We start from the raw sequence: 20,475 nt of genomic DNA, 5'->3' as shown, positions 1-20,475 counted from the left end.
AGTTATAATACAGATATATCAAGCTGGAGGAGACGTTAAATGAAAACCATTTTAATTGTTGATGATGAACCAAAATTACTGGAAGTGGTCTCTTCTTATTTAAAGAAAGATGGATTTCTGACTCTGGAAGCGTCTAACGGAAAGGACGCTCTTCACTATATTTCTAGTAACAATGTGGATCTTGTCGTACTTGATTTAATGCTGCCGGATATGAGTGGAGAAGAGATCTGCCAAACGATACGGAGACAATTTAGCGTTCCGATCCTTATGCTGACTGCAAAAGTAAATGAAGAAGATCGAATTAAAGGATTATCAATAGGTGCTGATGATTATATGGTAAAACCATTTAGTCCCCGTGAGTTTGTTTTGAGAGTGAAAACGATTTTACGACGTTCAGGGGATAGGGAATTATTAGCTGAACAGATTACATATAACGATGGTGAACTTACGATAGCAGCTAACAAACAAGAGGTGTATGTAAAGGGACAGCTAGTAAACCTTACTCCAAATGAATATAAATTGCTGATTACTTTTGCAAGACATCCAAACCGTATTTTCTCTAGAGATGAACTGATTGAAAAGATTCTAGGGTTTGATTATGAAGGCGGCACACGAACAATCGATCAGCATGTGAAGAACCTGCGTCAAAAGATTGAAAGCAACCCAAAGGCACCAAAGTATATCGTTACCGTTTTTGCGATGGGGTATAAATTTACAGGAGGGAGTTCTCATGTTTAGAGGACTGCATGCAAGATTAGCGATTAGTTTTGTGTTTGCTGCTTCATCAATTCTTATCATTGCAAGTATCATTATCATGCTTGAGGTGCATTATCATTTGAGTATGTTTAAAGAAGATGTACCAGACTTTAATAGTATAAGTCCACTAACGCATCATTTTGAAAAGGCCTTGTTAAGTTCTATACTTTGGACATCAATTGGAGCAGTCCTCTTAGTCACCATCATTAGTTATTTTGTTGCCAAAAGCTTATCCACTCCACTTATTCAAATGAGGAATGCGGCAGAAAAAATGGCTAAGGGAGACCTTGGGGTAAGAACCGAAACATTAGGCAACGATGAATTAAATAATCTGGGCGTCTCTCTTAATCAGTTAGCCTCACAGCTTCAGCAACAAGAAACAGCACGAAAGAATATGACTTCAGATATTGCGCATGAATTACGAACACCTCTAGCGACCATCAAAAGTCATCTTGAAGCCTTTGAAGACGGTGTTTTTCATCCAACGCAAGAGAGAATTCACTCGCTTAAAGAAGAAATAGAACGGCTGATACTATTAGTACAAGATCTTGAACACCTTACCGAAATGGAATCTCCGCAATCTGTCCTTGAGCTTAAGAAAGAGGACTTAAATAAAGTTATCTACAAAAGTATTGAAGCAGTATCAGCTTCATATGTACAGAAAGGTGTCAGACTTGAAAGTAGTTCTAACGCTCCCATTGAATTAAGGCTGGATACAAAGCGTATGACTCAGGTGTTTATCAATCTTTTAAGCAATGCATTAACCTACACTCCTGCTGGTGGAAATGTAAAGGTTACAGCTGCGGAAGAAATTAATCACGTTCATATTACGGTAAAGGATACAGGAAAAGGAATTCCAAATAATGAAGTTGAACATGTGTTTGAACGTTTTTACAGAAGCGAGAAGTCAAGAAATAGAGAATATGGCGGAAGCGGAATTGGTTTGACCATTGTTAAAAGAATCATAGAAGCTCATGACGGCCAAATCTGGATTGAAAGTGAACCTGGTAAAGGTACTGAAGTCCATATTCGTTTTCCTAAATAAAAAAAGTCTCCGGCGCTGGAGACTTTTTTGTATTTATTTTTCAGCGGATAATTCGCTTTCTGTTACCCATTTATGGTTTGTTACTTTTTCGCCGCCAGTAGTTGGAGTGTAATCAACCATATAAACTGTCGTTTGTTCTGCTGAATCTATAGTAGCCTTAGCACCTTTCATACCTTTCATATGGTTGGCGTTAAGTGTAACTTCTGTACCTTCCTTTAACGGTTGTTCTCCAGGATTTTCAAGCTCCTCATGAATTACCCATTTATGATCAGTTACTTTTTTACCGCCAGTTGTTGGTGTGTAAGATACCGTATAAACAGTAGTATCATAAGCTCCTACATTCGTTGCTTCAGCGCCATCCATTCCTTTCATATGATCGGCCTTAATGATGGCTTTGCTATCAACTGGAAAAGCAGGATCTTTAGCTTCTTTTAAACCTTTTGGTATTTCGCCAGAACCTGTATGATCCATATTGCCATGATCCATTCCTTCGTGTGTTTCTTCTTTTTGATTTTCTTTTTCGTCATTGCCACAAGCTGCGAGAGTAAGAGAGAATACAAGCAGCAATGTTAAGAATAGATTGTTCTTTAGCTTCATTTTATTATTCCTCCTTCTGTTATCAGGTTGCCCACATTAAAGTGTTAAAAACTACAATACTGTTTCATTATAAAACGCAATTATGAAGAAGTTGTGAAGAGGAAAAATCAATTTTTTTTGATTTAATAGTTGTAAATTAGAAAATAAAGGATATAATGAAATTACATCAAATAAATTTGATGTTAGGAGTGGTAAAAATGAAAAAAGAAATTCCTTTATTAAACAACATGAATCCAGGATCAAACTTAGACTTTGAAAAGTACGAACAAAAATTTAAGGCATTAGCCGATCAGCAGAGGCTGCAAATCATAAATATTTTAGCGCTTAAAGAAAGTGTATGTGTTTGTGATCTGACACCGATGATTGATATGCCACAATCGAAGCTATCGTATCACTTAAAGATTTTATTAGAAGCTGACTTAATTCAAAAAGAAAAAAGAGGGACCTGGAACTATTATTCTTTGAACATTAAGGAACTTAAAGGTCTTTTATCAGATCAGTTGTGTTGTGTGTTCTTGCCATCTTGTTGTTAATGAGTACTACAATTTGTAGTATTTCATTTTTAGACAAAACATCAATTTTTTTTGATGTATAAAACAAATTTTTTTGATATAAGTGGATGATATTTTATGAACTTTTATTATCTTGAAAACATCTTGCAAAATCAGCGGAAAGAATTAGAAAAAGTGAGCACGGAGCATTGGAAACTCCAAACAGGAGAAAAGAAAAAAACATCTTTTAGAAATTTATTTACAAGAAAGGCAGCCATTCAAAATAACCAAGTGTGCTGTGCTTGATTGAAAAGGAGAAGAAAATCATGTGGATGGAAAGCTTTAAAAGTTTTTTAAGCATTGCTTTAGAACTTACCGTATTATTCGTGGTTATCTCATTTGTTATCAACCTTCTTCAGTCTTATATTCCATACGAAAAAGTGGAGAAGTTTTTGAGTGGTAAGAACAAAGGTTTAGCTGCAGTTTTTGCTTTGATTTTTGCCTTTATTACTCCGTTTTGTTCATGTTCCACGATTCCTGTTGTCGTGAACATGCTAAAAAAGAAGATGCCTTTCTCGATTGTAATGGTTTTCTTGTTCTCCTCTCCGGTACTTGATCCAACCATCATTACGATAATGGGGGTTATTCTAGGCTGGAAAGTTACGATAATCTACACCATTATTACGGCTGTTTTTTCTGTGATAATCGGTTTCGCATTAGAAGCTTTCGGATTTGAGAAATCAGTGAAAAATGTCGTAATGACAGGATATAAAGTAGAATCAAAAAAGTTTGACGTGAGAGCCGCACTGCGTGAGACGCTTGGATTGATGAAGAGCGTTTATCCTTATCTCATATTAGGTGCAGCAATAGGCGCAATCATTCATGGTTTAGTACCGACGAACTGGATTGCAAGTACGTTTGGAAGTGATAACTGGTGGGTCGTTCCAATCGCTGCAATAGTAGGAATTCCATTATACATCAGGCTTTCCAGCATGATTCCAATCTCACAGGTTCTCATTGCAAAAGGAATGGCATTAGGACCGGTTATGGCACTCATGATTAGTTCTGCCGGTGCTAGTTTGCCAGAAGTAGTGTTATTAAAATCTATTTTTAAAAAGGAGCTAGTCATTACATTTGTAGCCTCAGTTATCACTATGTCTACAGTCTCGGGTTTCATATTTTATCTTGTTTAAGTTGCTTTATTAAAAGGAGGTGAATAATATGAGCTTTATCAAAATACTAATAGGCGATAAAAAAGAAAGCGACTGCTGCAGCATTGAGATTAAAGAAGTTAAGAGCGAAGACGAATCTTGCTGTGAAAATGATAAGAAAGATAATAAGTGCTGTGTTTAAGAAAGTGAAAGTTCACTCAATAACATTTCAAAACCCTCACATATTAGTGAGGGTTTCATCTTTTATATGGATTGATCATCAGATACCTACCTAATTCAATCTCCATTTTTCTCCTCAAAAGAACAAAAAAATAATTACATCAAAAAATGTCCTAGAGCCAAAATAAATCAGAAAAATACCCAAGCACTATTGCTTGGGTATTTTTGTTTATTATAATGAGGACATCAACAATCCGCCAATGGCACCTGTTACAACAATAACCCATGGTGGAAGCTTCCAATAAACCAGCATGCTAAAGAGTACTGCAGCGAATGCGAAATCGAGTGGTTTGATGATCGTACTCGTCCAAATGGGATTATAAAATGCTGAGATCAGTATCCCGACAACAGCTGCATTCACACCCATTAACGCTCCTTTAATTTTGGGGTTTCGACGCAGCATATTCCAGAAAGGAAGTGTTCCCAAAATCAAAAGAAAAGCTGGAAGGAAAATGGCGAAAGTTGCTAATAATCCTCCTTGCCATCCATTCATAACTGCTCCGATATATGCTGCAAAGGTAAATAAAGGTCCAGGTACAGCTTGGGCAGCACCGTATCCAGCTAAAAATGCTTCTTCACTGATCCAGTCTGTTGGAACAAATTCACGCTCCAACAAAGGCAAGACAACATGTCCGCCGCCAAATACTAAGGAACCTGAGCGGTAAAAGCTGTCAAAGAGTGCAATCCAACTGATTGATGTTGTTTCTCTCAGGATTGGTAGTATCACAAGCAACCCAAAGAACATTGTTAAACAAATCACTGCAAATGTGCGCGAGACAGGAAATTTAAAGTCTGTATCTTCACTATCTGCTTGCTGTCGGTACATTATAAAACCAATAATTCCAGCAGCAAGAATGACTCCAACTTGTGAAAAAGCTGTTTGCCAAAGAAGTGTAACTACTAATGCTAACAAAGCGATGGTCTTTCGTTTTAAATCAGGAGTTAATTTTTCAGCCATGCCTATGATGGCATGTGCAACAACAGCGACAGCAACAATTTTTAATCCATGTATCCAGCTGACGTCGCCAACATTAAGTCCTTCTAATACGAGTGCAAATAGAATAAGCGCGATAACAGATGGAAGTGTAAACCCGATAAAAGAAATAATTCCTCCTAAGATGCCTCCGCGCATAACGCCGATTCCTATACCTACTTGACTGCTCGCTGGCCCAGGGAGAAACTGGCACAGTGCAACAAGATCCGCATAGCTTTTTTCATCCAGCCATTTTCTTTTTCTTACATATTCTTCGTGAAAGTACCCCAAGTGTGCAATAGGCCCACCAAAGGAAGTTAAGCCAAGCCTGGTGGAGACCAAGAGTATTTCTAATAATGTTTTTAAACGATTTTGTTCATGCTTCAATTCTCTTTCACCTCAGTTAATCTTTTATTTCTTTGAAAAGTTCATAAGCTTTTTTTCTTGCTTCAATCAGCACGGTATTTCCTTTTTCTGTGGAAGTGTAGTATTTTCTGATTTTACCTTCCACATTTTTTTCTTCTTTATTTAAAAGGCCATCTGATTCCATATTGTGAAGGATCGGATAGAGAGTGCCGGTACTTATATTGTAGCCATGCTCTTTAAGCTCCTCTAACATCCATACTCCATAAATGGGATGTTCTTTTGCGTGGTGTAAGATGTGTATTTGTATAAATCCAAGGAAAAGTTTTCTTAATACCTTTTCTTCCATTGCGTCACCTTCCTTAATTTCGAAACTCAATATCGACTTTCGAAAACAAAAATAACATGACTTCTTTCAGATTTCAACCGATTACCTATAAGATTTACATTAAGTTAACAATTCTTACATTCATATAGGACGTCGAATAAATGCATAGAATCTTATATTATTTTTCACAGTTTAGGCAGTTTATGGTTTTTTAATGTTACAATAAAAAGAAACTGATATATTAAAACTAATATAGATGCGGAGAGTGAAAGCTGTGGAATCGACATTAACGGTTGCCAATTATCTAAAAGAAAACGCTGACCTTCTAGCTAATAAAATCGTTGATGATATTATTAAAAAGTTTGGTTTTCAAGTTCCTCCAAACGATATCTTACAAGCAAAAAAGGTGTATGCAGAATTTCTAGAATTCTTGAGTGAATCTATTGACTGCAAAGAAGGATCTGTTCCAGAAAAACTTGTTGAATGGAGCAGAGATAACGGTAAGAAGACCGCAGCTAAACATAATAGAATCTCTGATATTCTGATTCGTTACCCTGACACTCGGATGGTATTTGCAGATTTTATTATGGATATTAGTTTGGAACATGGATTGGGTACAAAAGACGTAGTGCTAATCCTTAAACGTGTTCACCACATGCTCGATGTCAGCTTAAATGAGACGGTTCTTGCATTTGAAAGACGATCTGAGGAGCTTCTATTAAATGCAAAAAAAGAGCTTAGGGAATTGTCTACACCTATCGTTCCGATTCAGGACGGACTGGCAGTGTTGCCATTAATCGGCTCAATTGATGCTGACAGAACCGAACATTTAATGAACGGGGTACTGCCAAAAATACCCGAAATGAATATTGAACGGCTTATCATAGATTTTTCAGGAATTGTTGCCATTGATACTGAAGTGGCGGCTAATATTTATAATGTATACAGAGTGCTTGGTTTGTTAGGAATTGATGTACTCGTAACAGGTCTTCGTCCGGAACTGGCGATCAGTGCTGTTTCAGAGGGAATTGACTTTTCTTCGATAAAAACATTCGCTAACGTGAAACAGGCGATTGAGAGCATAAGATCGTATTCTTAATTAAACACCTGTTTAAAAAAACCAGCATAATGAGGCTTGCTGGTTTCTTTTTGTTAGATATGACGGTTTTACTTAGCTTTATTTTTTATATAATTGATATATCCATCACGATGTCCGCCATTCTCTATAATTTTGCGGACATAATAAGGGTCTTTTAATAATCCGTTTTGTTTATCAAGTAATACCCATTCTTTTAACTTGGGATCACTGATTAGCTCTTCATACCATTCTTCGCTCTCTAATTGTGCCCAAAGTTCTTTTATATCAGGGTCTTTTATTTTTAAAACTCTTTTTTGGATGACTTCGATAATAAGTCCTGCTGTGATCAAACAAAGTAATAAGAAAAGCATCATCTTTTGCAGCCTCCGATTATATAAAACATTTTCGAAATTTTTTTGAAAGTAAAAGTATTATTTAATAATTCTATTGTCATTCTTTGGAACTAAATGTAATATTTTCAGTAATAGGTCTAATGGATGGTGAATGAATTGGAGATTACCCAGCATTTATTGTTTAACTTGTCTCTATTACTCATTTTTATTTTCATATGTATCATCTGGTCTTTAAAAAGAAAAGATCCCGCTTTAATTTCTAAAAGAGCTGCGATCGTTTGCGGCATCGCGGCGATATGGGCATGTATAGCGCTTGCCTACGAACTGACGGACACAACTCGCTTTGATTTAAGAGAAGTACCTGTGATAATCGGCGGCCTATACATGGGAATCGGGCCTATACTGTCATTAGCAATCATATTTTTAAGAGGGTTGCATGGTGTAGACACCGGTTTCTTTTTAAATACCTTAATATACGGACCCCTCGCTATACTATTGTGGCGTGTATATCCATTGTTTTGGAAGAAGAGTCCAAAGCAGAGGATTATCATCTCGGTAAGTATAACCTTATTTACCAGTTTAGCAACTATCGCAACGATGGAAATCAGTAATATAGATTTGAACCGTTTTGATGCTTATTTTGCTTTTCTGGTTATTCCACCACTGGGGATACTGATTACTTCGAGTACTATTGAATTTGTCAGATCGAATCTGATGATGAGACAACAGTTGTTTAAATCGGAAAAATTAGCAGCTGTCGAACAAATGGGAGCGGCGATTTCACATGAGATCAGAAATCCTCTTACTGTATCAAAAGGATTTGTTCAGCTTTTAGAAGAAGAAACTATACATCCTGATAAACAGAAGGAATACTTAAGTTTAATAAGGGAAGGTCTCGATTCTGCAGAACAAGTTATTCAAGACTATTTAACGTTCTCCAAACCTACCATTGATTCTATGGAAGAATTAAACGTCCAGCATGAGCTTAGCCAGATTATTTCAATATTAATTCCTACAGCAAATCAGCACTCAGTACTCCTTACAGCAGAATTTTCACCCTCGGCATTTGTTTCAGGCGACAGGCAAAAATTCAGGCAATGCATGTTAAATGTTATAAAAAACGGGATAGAGTCTATGCCTCATGGAGGAAAACTTTTTATTGAAGTACATAAGGATAATAAACAAATAACCATAAAGATCAAAGACACGGGTATAGGCATGACAAAGGATCAAATTAATCGTTTAGGAGAGCCATATTACTCAACAAAGGGCGCCAAAGGCACTGGCCTTGGAATGATGGTGGCTTTTAGTGTCATAAGAGCGATGAACGGAACAGTTCATATTACGAGTGAACTAAAAAAAGGTACAACCTTTTCATTTCAATTCCCTGCACAAATTCCGGAAAAATAGTAAGAAACAGCACGCTTCTGAAGGAGGGCTGTTTCTTTTTTATACTATAAATTCACCAAACATCGAACCACAGGGCACTTTTGTCGTCAGGATCGCCATTATAATTCACAAAAATTTCTTCACCAGCTTTAATTCTTTTGAGTGCAAAGAAATCAACGGTTTCTTTTTTTAGATTATTTTCAAACATTGCATTGGGAGAATAGGAATGGTTAAATAATGACCCATATCCGAGCGCGATAGCTACATGATCATAATTTTCTCCCCAGTTAAAATAATAGTTACGCAATGCAGTTTTTTTCAGCTTTTTGTATTGATCGTCGGGGCATACAATCACAGGTGCCTGATGAATCAATTCGCCTTTTTGAATAGTGCGTGCAGCAAAAATTCCTCTGCCGTATCGAGATTTTTTAATTTCAATCAATTTCTAGTCACCACCATTCTTCTGCATAAAAAAAATTCATGTCATCATAAGGTATGTACCATGGGGAATTAAAGAAAGTGCGTGTGCCTACTAATACAAGATATTTGAGCAAAAAAAATAGTGCGCAGAGATGCGCACTATTTGCTCGTATTATGTTTTTTTACAATATCTTTTAATTCTGACCAATTTGTTAATCGAGGAAATTCCATATGCTGATTATAGGATTGGTCCCTAACATACAGCTGTACAGATTCATTTGTAAGAGTCTCTAATACATTTGGTTTGTCGTCAAAATAATAATCTAAATGTAGCTCTTTGATGGTATGTATCTTTTCTTCATCCTTCATACCACAAAAGAATCTGCCTTCCTGCACAGGAAAACCAGCTTTTTCTACCCACTTTTTTGTTTCTTCACAATGTTTTGCAGGTCTTGCTGTAATATAGTAAATTTCATGGCCTTTTTTATGAAGTTCTTGTAGGACTTCTACTGCATCAGGATATGCGGGACAATCACTGAAGTAGATTTCTTCCATGGAATCGATCCATAACTGATTGCCTTCCTGTTTTGAAAGCCCGAACGGCTCATGTATTTCTAACGTTTTGATCGTATGAAAAACATCAATGGGAAGATCTTGTTTTAGCTTTTTATTATATATATGAAAAGCATGTTCTCGTAAACCTATTAAAGTATCGTCAATATCGAAACCTAATCGCATGTGCAAAACCTCTTAATTGTATTTTGGGTAACCGGTAAATTTAAAATCAGGACCGATTTGAGTGACGCGCAAATCAGTCAATTCAATAGCATCTGCCATTTTATCAATTCCTGTGCCTCCGAAGAATGAAGGAGATTCCTTGCCGCCAATCAATTTCGGTGCCATATAAAAAATAGCTTTATCGACAAGCTTGTTCTCAAGGAAAGCTGCGTTTATCGTCCCGCCGCCCTCAATTAGAAGTGAAGAAACCAGATTCTCTCCTAATATTTCAAGAACACGTGTCGGATCTACTTGTGAGGTACTTGTAATGAACACTTTAGCTCCAAGTGCTTCTATTTGATCTTTCTTTTCTTTAACATGGTTTTCAGTAGTGAAAACCCATGTTTCAGCTTGATGATCGTTAAGTACTTTTGATTCTAAAGGGATCTTTAGTTTTGAATCCATGATCACACGTAATGGATTGCGGCCGTTTGGAATTCTAGCGGTTAGTTCAGGGTCATCATGAATGACAGTGTTGACCCCGACAAGAATGGCTTGGTTTTCATTTCTAAGCTTATGAACATCTAATCTGGATTCTGAAGAGGTAATCCATTTGCTGTTATTTGAATAGCTTGCTATTTTGCCATCAAGGGTTATTCCGGACTTAAGTGTAACAAAAGGCAGTTTCTTTACGATAAATTTATTGAATACCTCATTCATGTTACGAGACTTTACTTCAAGTATACCGATTTCTACCTCAATACCGGCTTCCTCTAGAATCTTTACTCCTCGCCCAGAAACGAGAGGGTTAGGGTCTAATGCTGCAATTACTACTTTTTTTATGCCGGCTTCTGCAATCGCCACAGCACATGGTCCAGTCCTGCCGTGATGAGAACAGGGTTCTAGAGTAACATAGATCGTACCGCCCCGTGCTTTCTCACCAGCCATTCGTAAAGCATGAATTTCCGCATGAGGTTCACCAGCTTTAAGATGCGTTCCCACTCCTACGATCCGGCTCTCATTCACAATCACAGAACCTACAAGAGGATTAGGATCAGTCTGGCCTTTCATAGCCACAGCATTATCTAGCGCCAGCTGCATATAAAATTCATGACTGCTCATCTGGGAAAGTCCCTTCGTCTTCTAAGTGGCCGGATCGTTGTATCTTTGTCTGGAGGTATTTTTCGTTGAATTCAGAGATATCTCCCCAGATCGGTGTCCTACCTGAAACCGGTAATCCGGCTTTTATAAGCGCATCTAGTTTTTTAGGATTATTCGTGATTAAAGTGACAGGTTTCGTACGTAAAGCTTTTAAAACTTCAATAGCATCATCATAGTTTCTGGAATCATCTACAAAACCTAAGCTTTCATTTGCTTCTACAGTATCTTGTCCATTTTCTTGCAGTACATAAGCCATAGCTTTACTGAATAGTCCAATTCCGCGTCCTTCATGGTTTGCTAGATAAAATAATGCGCCTGTACCGTGTTCTGTGATCATTTTCATCGACTGTTTAAGCTGATAGCCGCAGTCACAGCGTTTGCTGCCGAAAATATCTCCAGTGTGACAAATAGAGTGCATACGAATAAGCGCATCTTCGCTGTATTCAAAGTCTCCGTACACTAAAACACTGGATTGCTGATATTCAGCCAGGTTTGATGAAGACAATTTATTAATAATTTCTTCAAAGTTATCGGTTTGCTCACAGCCCTCCAGCCAGCAATACCATTTGAACACAACGGTTTCACCATATAAGTTTACAGGAAGCCTTATAGGTCCTACTAAAAAGATGGCTCTTTCATCTTTTTTGATCACTTGTATCTTATCTTCTAGAATAGAAAGGACTTTTTCGTTGAAAGTGCTTTGTATCATGTTATTTTCCCCTTTAGGTTTGCGTAATAAAACAATTAGAGTATACGTCTATTTTATACTACATAAATCATTTGAAAGAAGTGTTTTGCTCTTATTGGAAAAAAAAAGCATTGAATCTCCGTGTATAGGCGATTCAATCTAATATCCAAAACATATTATTTAGGGAATATACACCGATTTTACATGATTCAGCTTAAAATAAACGGTTTCTTTATTAGCGTTAATCAATTCAATCAGGTTGCCTTTCCCATTCTTGAGCAATCCAATTTTATCTGGATCCTCTCCCATATCGAAAACTGCAATTTTCCCCTCGAATTTCTTTAATTGTTCTTCAAATGAACGGCTAAGTGAAGGTGCAGCAGGCAGGTCAGAATGAACAGAGTAGGGGGATGTGTTCTGTTCATATAGCGTCAGCCATTTCAAATGAGCTAAAGGAATATAAATAAGCTTGTATACGGGTGCATAAAAAACTAAATAATCGCTTAATACATTGATTATTGTTCCATGAAGCGGTGTTTTTCCTAAAACGTGTATCTGAGTGTACAAACCCTTAGCATTTGTTAGGATGCTGCGGTATGAAATGGGTGTATCATCTTCTGAGAAAGGCAGTACTGAAGGCTGATTGATTTCCTGGTTTTCCTCTTCGATAAGGACTGCCTTTTTGACATGCAAAAGAGGAATATAGAAAAACTTTTTTCCATCAAAAAGTACTAAAATGTCATTTCCAAAATCGGTCAGTATTCCTTTAAAACTATGTCCGGTTATTTTTAGTTTTATTTGTTTATTTAACATGCGGCTAAAATGGTTCAATTATAATCTTCTCCTATAAATATTTATTCGTTTAGACGGTCAACTTAAGATGAAAATGAAATGTACCCATGTATATAGCAATATTAGTGTTACTGCTAAAGTGAGAGGGACCGCTATTAACGAAATGCGTAAATAGTCCATCCATTTTATTTTAATTTTGTTTTGTTTTAAAAGATGCATCCATATTAATGATGCCAGTGTCCCAATCGGCAGTAATAATGCACCGATGTCACTGCCTGCTATACTTGCGAGATACATTGTTTTTAGCGTGATGGGATCAAGCTTCATTTCTGTCAGGGTTATCGTTCCTATCAGCAATGCAGGATGGTTGTTAAAGAGGTTTGAAAGTAGTGTAACCAGCCCGCTCATTAATAAAGTTGCTTGAAACATACCTTGATCAACAATCGGTACGCAAATTTTCAGGAGTAAATCAGTAAGTCCGATATTATGAAGACCGTAGATAATTACATACATAGAAAAAGCAAAGATAAGAATGTGCCATGGGGTTTTCTTTAAAATATCCAAGGGGTTGGTTCTGAGATAATACCATCTCCATATTAACAGTACGAGTGAACCGAGAACTGCTATAAGTTCAATGGGGATAGAGAAGTATGAAGCAATAAAGATTGAGCACCTGATCAGTAAAACAAACATCAAGATTTTTAACATAAATTTCGTTCGCTGACGTTTCGTTTCAACAGTTACCGTTCCTTTTAAAGGATGAAATTTCTTAGTGAAAAAGGCTTGTTCAATATCATACGTCATATGAGGAAGCTTTTTTGGAAGCCTCTTTTTTACGAGAATATACATTAGATAAGACATAAAGAGTAAGCCTAGCGTAGCTGGCACTATCATCATCGCTGTATACATATAAAGGGTCATGTCCACTATTTTTAAAGAGATTAGATTTACAATGTTGCTTACCCCAATTGGAGTACTCGATGCTGTTGCAGTAAGAGCACCAGTTAACAGATAAGGTATTTGCTGGTGCGGTTTTAACCTGAAATTTTTGAGAAGCAAAATTAATATCGGAGTGGTTATTAAAATACTTCCGTCATTATTAAATAAAAGGGTCATTAGAAAACATAAAAGTTGGATGTCCCAATATAGACGGTATCCGGATCCTTTAGATAGAATAGCAAGACGGGAAGCAGACCAATGAAAAAAACCAAAGCTTTCAAGAATAACTGCCATGACGATGGTTGAGATGATGGTGATCGATGCTCCGCCAATCTTATGAAGGATTTCAAATACATCAGCTTGAGTCACTATGCCTGTAATCAGTATGATGCAGGCTCCGATTGCGGCTGGCCAAGCCTCGTTGATGCCTTTTGGTCTCCAAAATATAACTAACATAGTCATAAGGAAGACGAAAACGGAAATCATGATGTGAAGATTCATTGACGTTCTTCGTCCCTTCTTTCTTTTAATATCAATAAGTAAATACTTGTCCTACATTATATGAAAAACAATCCCTGGTGACTGTATACTAGACTATAAAAGTAAAAATGGTCCTATCGTCTAACAAGAACTTGTTAGTTATATGACCATATAAGTTTAGAACGCTGTGATTTCTAATAGACAGGAGCGGAGGAAACATACCTCTTTTCCACAAAGTACCTGTTCAGTTCCACTCGATCAGACGGTAATCTATTTAAGTAGTTAAATAGATTCATCTGGAGGGAACTGTGAATAAGTGTGTTTTTGTTTTAACGATTGGTTTTATTCTATCTATTAACGGTGCTAAAACTTCATATGCTGCAGATACAATGACAGTTGGTTCTGTTTCTGCGGATAAAGCATCTATTTATGAACGGCCAAAATTAAATTCAAATATAGTAACGAATCTTGTAAAGGGTGAAGAATATCCGATCCTTGAAGCAAAGGACGCTTCAGCATCAGTTCAGGTACATACTGTTAAAATGGGAGATACGTTTTACCTCATTGCTAAACAATATGGAATAACCGTTAGTGAGCTGCAAGGTGCAAACGATTTATTAGGTACACGATTATATATCGGACAGAGACTTATCATTCCTCAAGATATGTTGAGTCATCGTATAAATATAAGAGATTCATTATGGAAGATTGCAAGACAATATCATGTTTCCGCAGATACCCTAATAAAACATAATGGTTTAAAGGCTATTATTCTTGAAACTGGAAATGAGCTGAAGGTTCCATCAGGTTTTTATAAGGTGCAGCTTTTAGGTGGAAAAAAAGGGTGGATTCCTAAATCAAATGTTTATGCAGAGGAAGTAAACCGCTTCAACCTCGGCTGGAAGTATAATGGAACAGGAGATACTTATATGAAGCAGCTGAAGATAGCTGGACTGGATGTAGTTTCACCAAGATGGTATACATTAAGCACAACAGAAATCGTCAGCATGAATACAGATGAAGGTTATGCCAAAGCCGCTGCTGAAGCGGGAAAACAAGTGTGGCCCCTCTTTGGAAATAAGTTCGATCCGGAACTGACAAACTTTATACTTTCAAATCCTGATAAACGAATTAAAGTGATTGAGATGATAAAGAAATCTCTGCTCCGTACTAAAAGCCAGGGAATTAATGTGGATTTTGAAAATATTGATCCTAAGAATAAACAAGATTATGTGGTATTTGTTCAGGAACTGAAAACCGCACTTGAACCATACAATATTGTCGTTTCCGTTGATGTCAGCAGGGAGAATGCAGATCCATTCTGGTCAGGCAGCTTAGACAGAGAAGGACTGGGGGAAGCGGCTGATTATATTGTTATGATGGGTTATGATGAACATTGGGCGAGCAGTCCTAAAGCTGGTTCTGTTGCTTCAATGCCTTGGACGCGTGAAGGAATTGAGCTCTTAATGAAGGAAGTTCCTGCTCATAAAATTGTTTTGGGAGTACCATTTTATACACGTGAATGGATTACAAACGCTAACGGCCAAGTAAAAAGCATCGACAGAACGATACTTGAAACAGAAAAGCTGATTCAGGAAAAAGGACTTAAGAAAAAGTGGGATAGGAAGACATCGCAAAACTATGTGGAGTTTATGGAAAACGGGGAAAAACACCAGATCTGGGTGGAGGACAAGGATTCCATGAAACTTCGCTATGATCTAGTGGAGAAGTATCACTTGAGGGGAACAGCTGCCTGGTATGTAGGCGGAGCCTCGGATGATATTTGGAACATATTAAAATAGAGCAAATTTATTAGAAGCTGACTTTAAGGGTTAAGATGAATGACCTAGAAAAGTCAGTTCTTTTTTTGGTTTCGTTTGAAAATTAGGTTATTTATGTGATCGGCTTCATTTTTTATGTGATGAAGTGTGTTTTTTATGTGATGACACGCTGTTTTTATGTGAATTGTTAGGCTGCACCATTAAATGACTGCCTTCAAATAACAAAATTACGTTAAAATAAACAAATGGAAATAAGTTCATATTTAGTGCAACTTTTTATAAATGGTCACCGTCTAACAAACGATTAATACTTGGGAGGGCGACATATGTGGTAAAGGGCAATACGGCCGTAAAAGAGTATCCACAAAGTGAGATTGATCAATTAAATTACCTTATGGATGAATACGGTGAAGAAATCAAAAGATTAGCGTTCACGTATACAAAGAACTGGCAGCAGGCTGAAGATATCACACAAGAAATATTTATAAGTGCTTATAATCACCTGAATGATTTTCGGGAACAATCAACAATCAAAACGTGGATTTACCGAATCGCGATAAATAAATGCAAAGATTATGTGCGAAGCTGGCATTACACGAAAACGTTATTAACCAATACGTTTTATCAAAAATCAAACAGTTTGTCCCCAGAAGAAGAATATCTTGAATCCGAGCAAAAAGAACAGATAAGCAAACTGATTCTTGAGCTGCCAATCAAATACAGAGAAGTCATTATTTTATATTATTTTAAAGAGTTTTCATTAGAAGAAATTTCTGCAACATTAAGTATCAATCTTAATACTGTTAAATCCCGTCTGAGAAGAGCTAAGAAAAACCTGGAAAACAAATTGGAAAGGGAAGGAGGGGGTTACAATGGATAAAATGCTTAAAGAAATGAAAGACGACTTTGAGAATTATTTGAATGAAGATAAGGTCTTCACTGAACAAGAAAAAAGAAGAATCATAAATCAAGTGAGATATTCAAGAGCAGAAAACAAGAGACAGATGTTTTTTCCAAAAGTCATTAGTTCGGTTACATTGATATCTCTTTGTGCTTTAATCTTTTTTCTAGTCTTAAACTTCACTGATGCAGGCGAGAAAAGTCAGCCTGCAGATCTACATAAAGAAAAAACGCTTGTTAAAAAAGATCCTGTGGAAAAAGAAGATCCCGTAAAAACCCTCCCAAAATACAGTGATAAAGAAATAGCGGATAAAGTAAACTTTCTTCAAAGTAGGATTGTGATGGGTATGGCTGAAAAAGAAGTGGTTGCTCTATTAGGAAATGATTATGTGGAAATTAATAACTCTGATAGCGAAAGCGGCTCTGTTAAACAAATCGGCTATAATTTTTTAGTCAACGATTCAGCTTATCAGCTTAACATATCACACGAAATTGCTGTAGAAAGTATCCATAATAGAAAGATTGGAGTTCAGTTATACATCGGTTTTTCGGATCAATCCGAAGTACTGTGGACGTCCATTAATTTTGCAGAGGGGGACTCTGTAATTATGATGTCGGAAGGAATGAATGGCCGAACAACAGAGAAAATATATCCTGAAACTAACGATGATGTCATTAGATTCACCTTAACACCAGAGGAAGAAGTTATTTATCAGAAATTCCTGCAAGACTTGGATGAGAAACATCTTAAAGATGTAAATCCGATATCCATTGCAAAGCTATATGTTCAAGCTCAATTAGATAGAAGATACGATGCGAAATATGCGCTTTATACAGATCGGGAAGGTTTTGTCCAATGGACGAAGGAAGAGGATGAAAAAATTCCGGAGAGAGACCGGGGTACAATTCTGCAAACTTTAACAACTTTTAATAATATTGGTGCAGGCAGCTTTATTCCAGACGGAGAATATGATGGATATATTGAGTATGAAGCAAGTAAGGATGCAGATGCTAAATCTGGTTTTAAAATGATAAAGGATGAGGACGGAATATGGAACGTTGCATTTATGCCGATTCAATAAGCAAAGGGCTAACCGAGTTAATTGGTTAGCTCTTCTTAATTTTAGGAGGATAAAAGGGGAGGTGAACCGAAATAAAAATGAAACATATCTGTTTGTCGAAAATACAGCTTATAAATATTTTAAAGCTGTAAAATCAACTAAAAAATGAGGTGTAACCATGGACAAATTTCCATCAGCCTACGAATATGCAGATTATTATGCTTCCTATGTAAAATTAGTTCCGCCGGGTGATATTATCCAGATCTTAAGAGACCAAATGAAAGAAACAGTGGCCTTGCTCAACACACTAACTGAACCACAAAGTGAATACAGATATGCAGAGGGGAAGTGGAGTATAAAAGAAGTCATTGGACATATTACTGACACGGAGAGGATTATGAGCTACAGACTTCTTTCTATTGCAAGAGGAGAAAAAGCAACTCTTCCAGGCTATGATGAAAATGAATATGTAGCGGAGGCTAATTTTGATAAACAATCATTAAAAGATCTTCAGGATCACTTTGCATGTGTACGCCAGTCAACTATTCATCTCATCAAAAGCTTGAGTGACGAATCACTTTCACGCAGGGGAACTGCAAATAATAGTGAAGTTACAGCTCAAGCCCTGATTACGATTATGGCAGGTCATGAACTGCATCACCGAAAGATTATTCAAGAACGATATTTGAACTTCTAATTAAACAAACGTTTAAAAAACAGCACGTCATTGCGTGCTGTTTAATCATCTTGTTCAGCCATTTATTTCTTTCGCTGCCCGGATTCCTGACTCAACAGCACCTTCAATCCAACCGTGTTTCAGTGTAGTATGTTCACCAGCAAAATGAAGCCTGCCTTCTGGAGCTTTAATGGCATCGTATAGTTCACTTTCCTGATAAGGCTTAAACATAGCAAAGCAGCCTCCCGCGTTGGGGTCGAATGACCAGCTGTGAGCATGACCTGTTACAAAATGATGATAGACCTGCTCACCGTGAAAATGGGACAAAAAGTGAAGAGTCTCCTTAATTCTCATCTCATTCGTAGCAGTTCTCCATGGTACTGTATCATCCTCCCATGTATAACTTCCTAAAACGATCCCAGATGATATACCTTGTTTGTTCTTGTTTGGGTAATAAGAGAATCGTGACGAAAAGTCTGTAACGGACTTGCCGCCCGTTAAACCGTTTTTTTCCCAGAAACGGTGTTTGAATTCAATTCCTATTTTCGTTGAAGGAACATAATGAAGCTCTCTGATGGCTTTTCTTTTGTTATAGGAAAGGGTATTAAAAGGCTCGATGTGCACAAAATTGAGTACAGAAAACGGGATCGTAATGATGACTCGATCCGCTTCAAACCTGTAGCAGTGCAAGGTTTGAGGACTTTCCGTGTATACAATAACCTTATTCTGATCGTTTACAACTCGAGTCAGCTTTTGTCCAAAGTAAATATGGTGTCTTAATTCTTTAAGAAAAGCTCGCGGAAGCAAATCGTTTCCGCCTGTTATTTCTATATATTTTAATTCTGGTTTTATAAAAATAATCAGGATATCACGGAGGACTTCGAGAAAAGACAGCTCAGGAAGTCCTTCGAGGGATAGGAGAACTTTAATCTTGTCAATTGCACCAGAAGTTAAAGACCTTCCAAAAGGGTTGTGTCTTAAAAAGTTGTCTAAGGAGTAATGCTGAAAGTTTTGTATAACGATCGGCCAGTTTTTTTCAGGATCTTTTTCTATAAAATCGATTACTGGCTGTACAGCGTATTGCATGAGCTGCTCAGCGGTTTTTCCTTTTTCAGCCTCTGCCACCGGGAAACGAAGAATGTCTGGATTTTGTTCGTACAAGTTCTGATTAGTAAGAATGCCATTTACATAGATGATGTCATGAGGATTGGTATTGATGAATTCATTCGTTGGTAAGTTAAACTTTTTAATGTATTCCAAAACAAGTTTATGGGTTTCAGGGATACGCATCGCTCCAGCTTCAAAATAATGACCATGTGAAAAAGGAGCTCGTATCGTATAAACCCGTCCACCAACCCTATGAGTAGATTCAAGAATTTGTACATCATGACCGGCAGCTTTTAGAAGGGAAGCTGCAGTCAGTCCAGCCATACCAGCTCCGACTATGATAATTTTTTGGGGAGCTGACGTCTTATTTAAGCCATATTTAATCGCACTTAGCATCTCTTCGTCTGTTAATAGGCTGGTGTTCATCGGTTTTCCCCCTGTTTCTCTATCCCGTCTTTTGTTTTTATAATGTATTTCATGTTTTTGTAAAATATTAATTTGTAAATAAAACTAAAACGGCAGCCGTTCAGGCTGCCGTTTGTTATGTCATATTTGCTTAATCTCTACAGGTTTAACTAAAACATTTTCTTTGTCAGGGTACGTTTTCTCAATATGCTGTTCTCCCCAAGCGCAAAGTGCATCCAGAATGCTTTTTAATGACCATCCATAGTCCGTTAACGAATACTCAACACGCGGGGGAACTTGATTATACACCTCACGCAGAATCACGCCGTCTTCTTCCAATTCTCGGAGCTGCTGTGTCAGCATTTTTTGTGTAATACCTGGCATCAATCTTTTTAACTCCCCAGTCCTGCGCTTTTCTTTTATTAGGTGGCATAAGATTACCACTTTCCATTTTCCGCCAATTACTTCGAGTGCAGCTTCAACAGGGATATTATATTTTTTCATGAGATTAAAGCCTCCATTATTCAATTATTACTTTTTGGTGCCTACATTACTTTAAAGTGCGTACTTACTTAAAGTTTGTA

At 37.1% G+C, this 20,475-nt stretch carries 23 protein-coding genes; 11 read left to right on the top strand and 12 right to left on the bottom strand.

Annotation, left to right across the window (positions count from 1 at the left end; translation table 11 throughout):
• Positions 1 to 39: 39 nt before the first annotated feature.
• Both ACFW35_RS16540 and ACFW35_RS16535 read left to right on the top strand, forming a co-directional pair.
• Positions 40 to 738, top strand: coding sequence for a response regulator transcription factor (locus ACFW35_RS16540; RefSeq protein WP_379847280.1), 699 nt, complete (start codon positions 40 to 42; stop codon positions 736 to 738).
• Positions 731 to 1,801 carry a sensor histidine kinase gene (locus tag ACFW35_RS16535; RefSeq protein WP_379847278.1) on the top strand — a complete coding sequence of 357 codons (1,071 nt, stop codon included), beginning with the start codon at positions 731 to 733 and terminating at the stop codon, positions 1,799 to 1,801. The genes ACFW35_RS16540 and ACFW35_RS16535 overlap by 8 nt, the downstream gene beginning before the upstream one ends.
• A 33-nt stretch (positions 1,802 to 1,834) precedes the next feature.
• Here the strand turns inward: ACFW35_RS16535 and ACFW35_RS16530 are convergent, their stop codons facing one another.
• A complete protein-coding gene (locus ACFW35_RS16530; protein WP_379847277.1) occupies positions 1,835 to 2,398 on the bottom strand; it encodes a YdhK family protein in 564 nt (187 codons plus the stop codon).
• A 197-nt stretch (positions 2,399 to 2,595) separates the two neighbouring features.
• On the opposite strand from ACFW35_RS16530, the gene ACFW35_RS16525 reads away from it, so the two are divergent.
• From ACFW35_RS16525 to ACFW35_RS16515, 3 genes are all read left to right on the top strand, one after another.
• A complete protein-coding gene (locus ACFW35_RS16525; protein ID WP_379847275.1) occupies positions 2,596 to 2,931 on the top strand; it encodes an ArsR/SmtB family transcription factor in 336 nt (111 codons plus the stop codon).
• 284 nt (positions 2,932 to 3,215) lie between these two features.
• Complete coding sequence (locus ACFW35_RS16520) at positions 3,216 to 4,082, top strand: permease (protein ID WP_379847273.1); 867 nt, start codon at positions 3,216 to 3,218, stop codon at positions 4,080 to 4,082.
• Positions 4,083 to 4,110: 28 nt separating this feature from the next.
• Positions 4,111 to 4,242, top strand: a complete 132-nt coding sequence (locus tag ACFW35_RS16515) for a hypothetical protein (protein WP_379847272.1) — start codon at positions 4,111 to 4,113, stop codon at positions 4,240 to 4,242.
• 210 nt (positions 4,243 to 4,452) lie between these two features.
• Here the strand turns inward: ACFW35_RS16515 and ACFW35_RS16510 are convergent, their stop codons facing one another.
• Together ACFW35_RS16510 and ACFW35_RS16505 are read right to left on the bottom strand one after the other, a co-directional pair.
• Positions 4,453 to 5,640, bottom strand: coding sequence for a chromate transporter (locus tag ACFW35_RS16510; RefSeq protein WP_379847270.1), 1,188 nt, complete (start codon positions 5,638 to 5,640; stop codon positions 4,453 to 4,455).
• A 16-nt stretch (positions 5,641 to 5,656) separates the two neighbouring features.
• Positions 5,657 to 5,965, bottom strand: coding sequence for a PadR family transcriptional regulator (locus ACFW35_RS16505; protein ID WP_379847269.1), 309 nt, complete (start codon positions 5,963 to 5,965; stop codon positions 5,657 to 5,659).
• A gap of 253 nt (positions 5,966 to 6,218) precedes the next feature.
• On the opposite strand from ACFW35_RS16505, the gene ACFW35_RS16500 reads away from it, so the two are divergent.
• Positions 6,219 to 7,043, top strand: coding sequence for an STAS domain-containing protein (locus tag ACFW35_RS16500; RefSeq protein ID WP_379847267.1), 825 nt, complete (start codon positions 6,219 to 6,221; stop codon positions 7,041 to 7,043).
• 68 nt (positions 7,044 to 7,111) lie between these two features.
• On the opposite strand, the gene ACFW35_RS16495 is transcribed toward ACFW35_RS16500, so the two are convergent.
• Positions 7,112 to 7,396 (bottom strand): hypothetical protein, encoded by a 285-nt coding sequence (locus ACFW35_RS16495; RefSeq protein ID WP_379847266.1) that lies wholly within the window; start codon positions 7,394 to 7,396, stop codon positions 7,112 to 7,114.
• A gap of 123 nt (positions 7,397 to 7,519) precedes the next feature.
• Between ACFW35_RS16495 and ACFW35_RS16490 the strand changes: the two genes are divergently transcribed.
• Positions 7,520 to 8,785 (top strand): ATP-binding protein, encoded by a 1,266-nt coding sequence (locus ACFW35_RS16490; protein ID WP_379847264.1) that lies wholly within the window; start codon positions 7,520 to 7,522, stop codon positions 8,783 to 8,785.
• A 52-nt stretch (positions 8,786 to 8,837) separates the two neighbouring features.
• On the opposite strand, the gene ACFW35_RS16485 is transcribed toward ACFW35_RS16490, so the two are convergent.
• From ACFW35_RS16485 to ACFW35_RS16460, 6 genes are all read right to left on the bottom strand, one after another.
• Positions 8,838 to 9,206: an SET domain-containing protein gene (locus tag ACFW35_RS16485; protein WP_379847262.1), complete on the bottom strand. Its 369-nt coding sequence runs from the start codon at positions 9,204 to 9,206 to the stop codon at positions 8,838 to 8,840.
• Positions 9,207 to 9,343: 137 nt separating this feature from the next.
• The gene (locus tag ACFW35_RS16480) at positions 9,344 to 9,922 is read right to left on the bottom strand and encodes a 5' nucleotidase, NT5C type (RefSeq protein WP_379847261.1); all 579 of its coding nucleotides are present in this window, start codon (positions 9,920 to 9,922) and stop codon (positions 9,344 to 9,346) included.
• A 12-nt stretch (positions 9,923 to 9,934) separates the two neighbouring features.
• Positions 9,935 to 11,023, bottom strand: a complete 1,089-nt coding sequence (gene ribD / locus ACFW35_RS16475; protein WP_379847259.1) for a bifunctional diaminohydroxyphosphoribosylaminopyrimidine deaminase/5-amino-6-(5-phosphoribosylamino)uracil reductase RibD — start codon at positions 11,021 to 11,023, stop codon at positions 9,935 to 9,937.
• Positions 11,010 to 11,771 carry a GTP cyclohydrolase II gene (locus ACFW35_RS16470; RefSeq protein WP_379847258.1) on the bottom strand — a complete coding sequence of 254 codons (762 nt, stop codon included), beginning with the start codon at positions 11,769 to 11,771 and terminating at the stop codon, positions 11,010 to 11,012. Before ACFW35_RS16470 ends, ribD begins: the two co-directional genes overlap by 14 nt.
• Before the next feature lie 159 nt (positions 11,772 to 11,930).
• A complete protein-coding gene (locus ACFW35_RS16465; RefSeq protein WP_379847256.1) occupies positions 11,931 to 12,581 on the bottom strand; it encodes a DUF2642 domain-containing protein in 651 nt (216 codons plus the stop codon).
• A gap of 39 nt (positions 12,582 to 12,620) precedes the next feature.
• Positions 12,621 to 13,982 (bottom strand): arsenic transporter, encoded by a 1,362-nt coding sequence (locus ACFW35_RS16460; protein WP_379847255.1) that lies wholly within the window; start codon positions 13,980 to 13,982, stop codon positions 12,621 to 12,623.
• 287 nt (positions 13,983 to 14,269) lie between these two features.
• On the opposite strand from ACFW35_RS16460, the gene ACFW35_RS16455 reads away from it, so the two are divergent.
• The 4 genes from ACFW35_RS16455 to ACFW35_RS16440 all read left to right on the top strand — a co-directional run bounded on the left by ACFW35_RS16455 (position 14,270) and on the right by ACFW35_RS16440 (position 18,400).
• Positions 14,270 to 15,763: a LysM peptidoglycan-binding domain-containing protein gene (locus tag ACFW35_RS16455; protein ID WP_379847253.1), complete on the top strand. Its 1,494-nt coding sequence runs from the start codon at positions 14,270 to 14,272 to the stop codon at positions 15,761 to 15,763.
• A 307-nt stretch (positions 15,764 to 16,070) separates the two neighbouring features.
• Positions 16,071 to 16,622, top strand: a complete 552-nt coding sequence (locus tag ACFW35_RS16450) for a sigma-70 family RNA polymerase sigma factor (RefSeq protein WP_379847252.1) — start codon at positions 16,071 to 16,073, stop codon at positions 16,620 to 16,622.
• Entirely contained in the window at positions 16,615 to 17,724 is a 1,110-nt protein-coding gene (locus ACFW35_RS16445; protein WP_379847250.1) for a hypothetical protein, read from the top strand. The genes ACFW35_RS16450 and ACFW35_RS16445 overlap by 8 nt, the downstream gene beginning before the upstream one ends.
• Positions 17,725 to 17,881: 157 nt before the next feature.
• Entirely contained in the window at positions 17,882 to 18,400 is a 519-nt protein-coding gene (locus ACFW35_RS16440; protein WP_379847249.1) for a DinB family protein, read from the top strand.
• Positions 18,401 to 18,454: 54 nt separating this feature from the next.
• Here ACFW35_RS16440 and ACFW35_RS16435 read toward each other — a convergent pair whose 3' ends face one another.
• Together ACFW35_RS16435 and ACFW35_RS16430 are read right to left on the bottom strand one after the other, a co-directional pair.
• On the bottom strand, positions 18,455 to 19,912 hold the full coding sequence (locus ACFW35_RS16435; protein WP_379847247.1) for a flavin monoamine oxidase family protein: 1,458 nt from the start codon (positions 19,910 to 19,912) through the stop codon (positions 18,455 to 18,457).
• Between the two features lie 120 nt (positions 19,913 to 20,032).
• On the bottom strand, positions 20,033 to 20,395 hold the full coding sequence (locus tag ACFW35_RS16430; protein WP_379832610.1) for a winged helix-turn-helix transcriptional regulator: 363 nt from the start codon (positions 20,393 to 20,395) through the stop codon (positions 20,033 to 20,035).
• Positions 20,396 to 20,475: the final 80 nt, after the last annotated feature.

This window comes from Fictibacillus sp. NPDC058756, from assembly GCF_042746035.1.
Lineage (GTDB): Bacteria > Bacillota > Bacilli > Bacillales > Fictibacillaceae > Fictibacillus.
The sequence above is the reverse complement of the archived record's forward strand: the minus strand, read 5'-3'. Positions and strand labels throughout refer to the sequence as shown.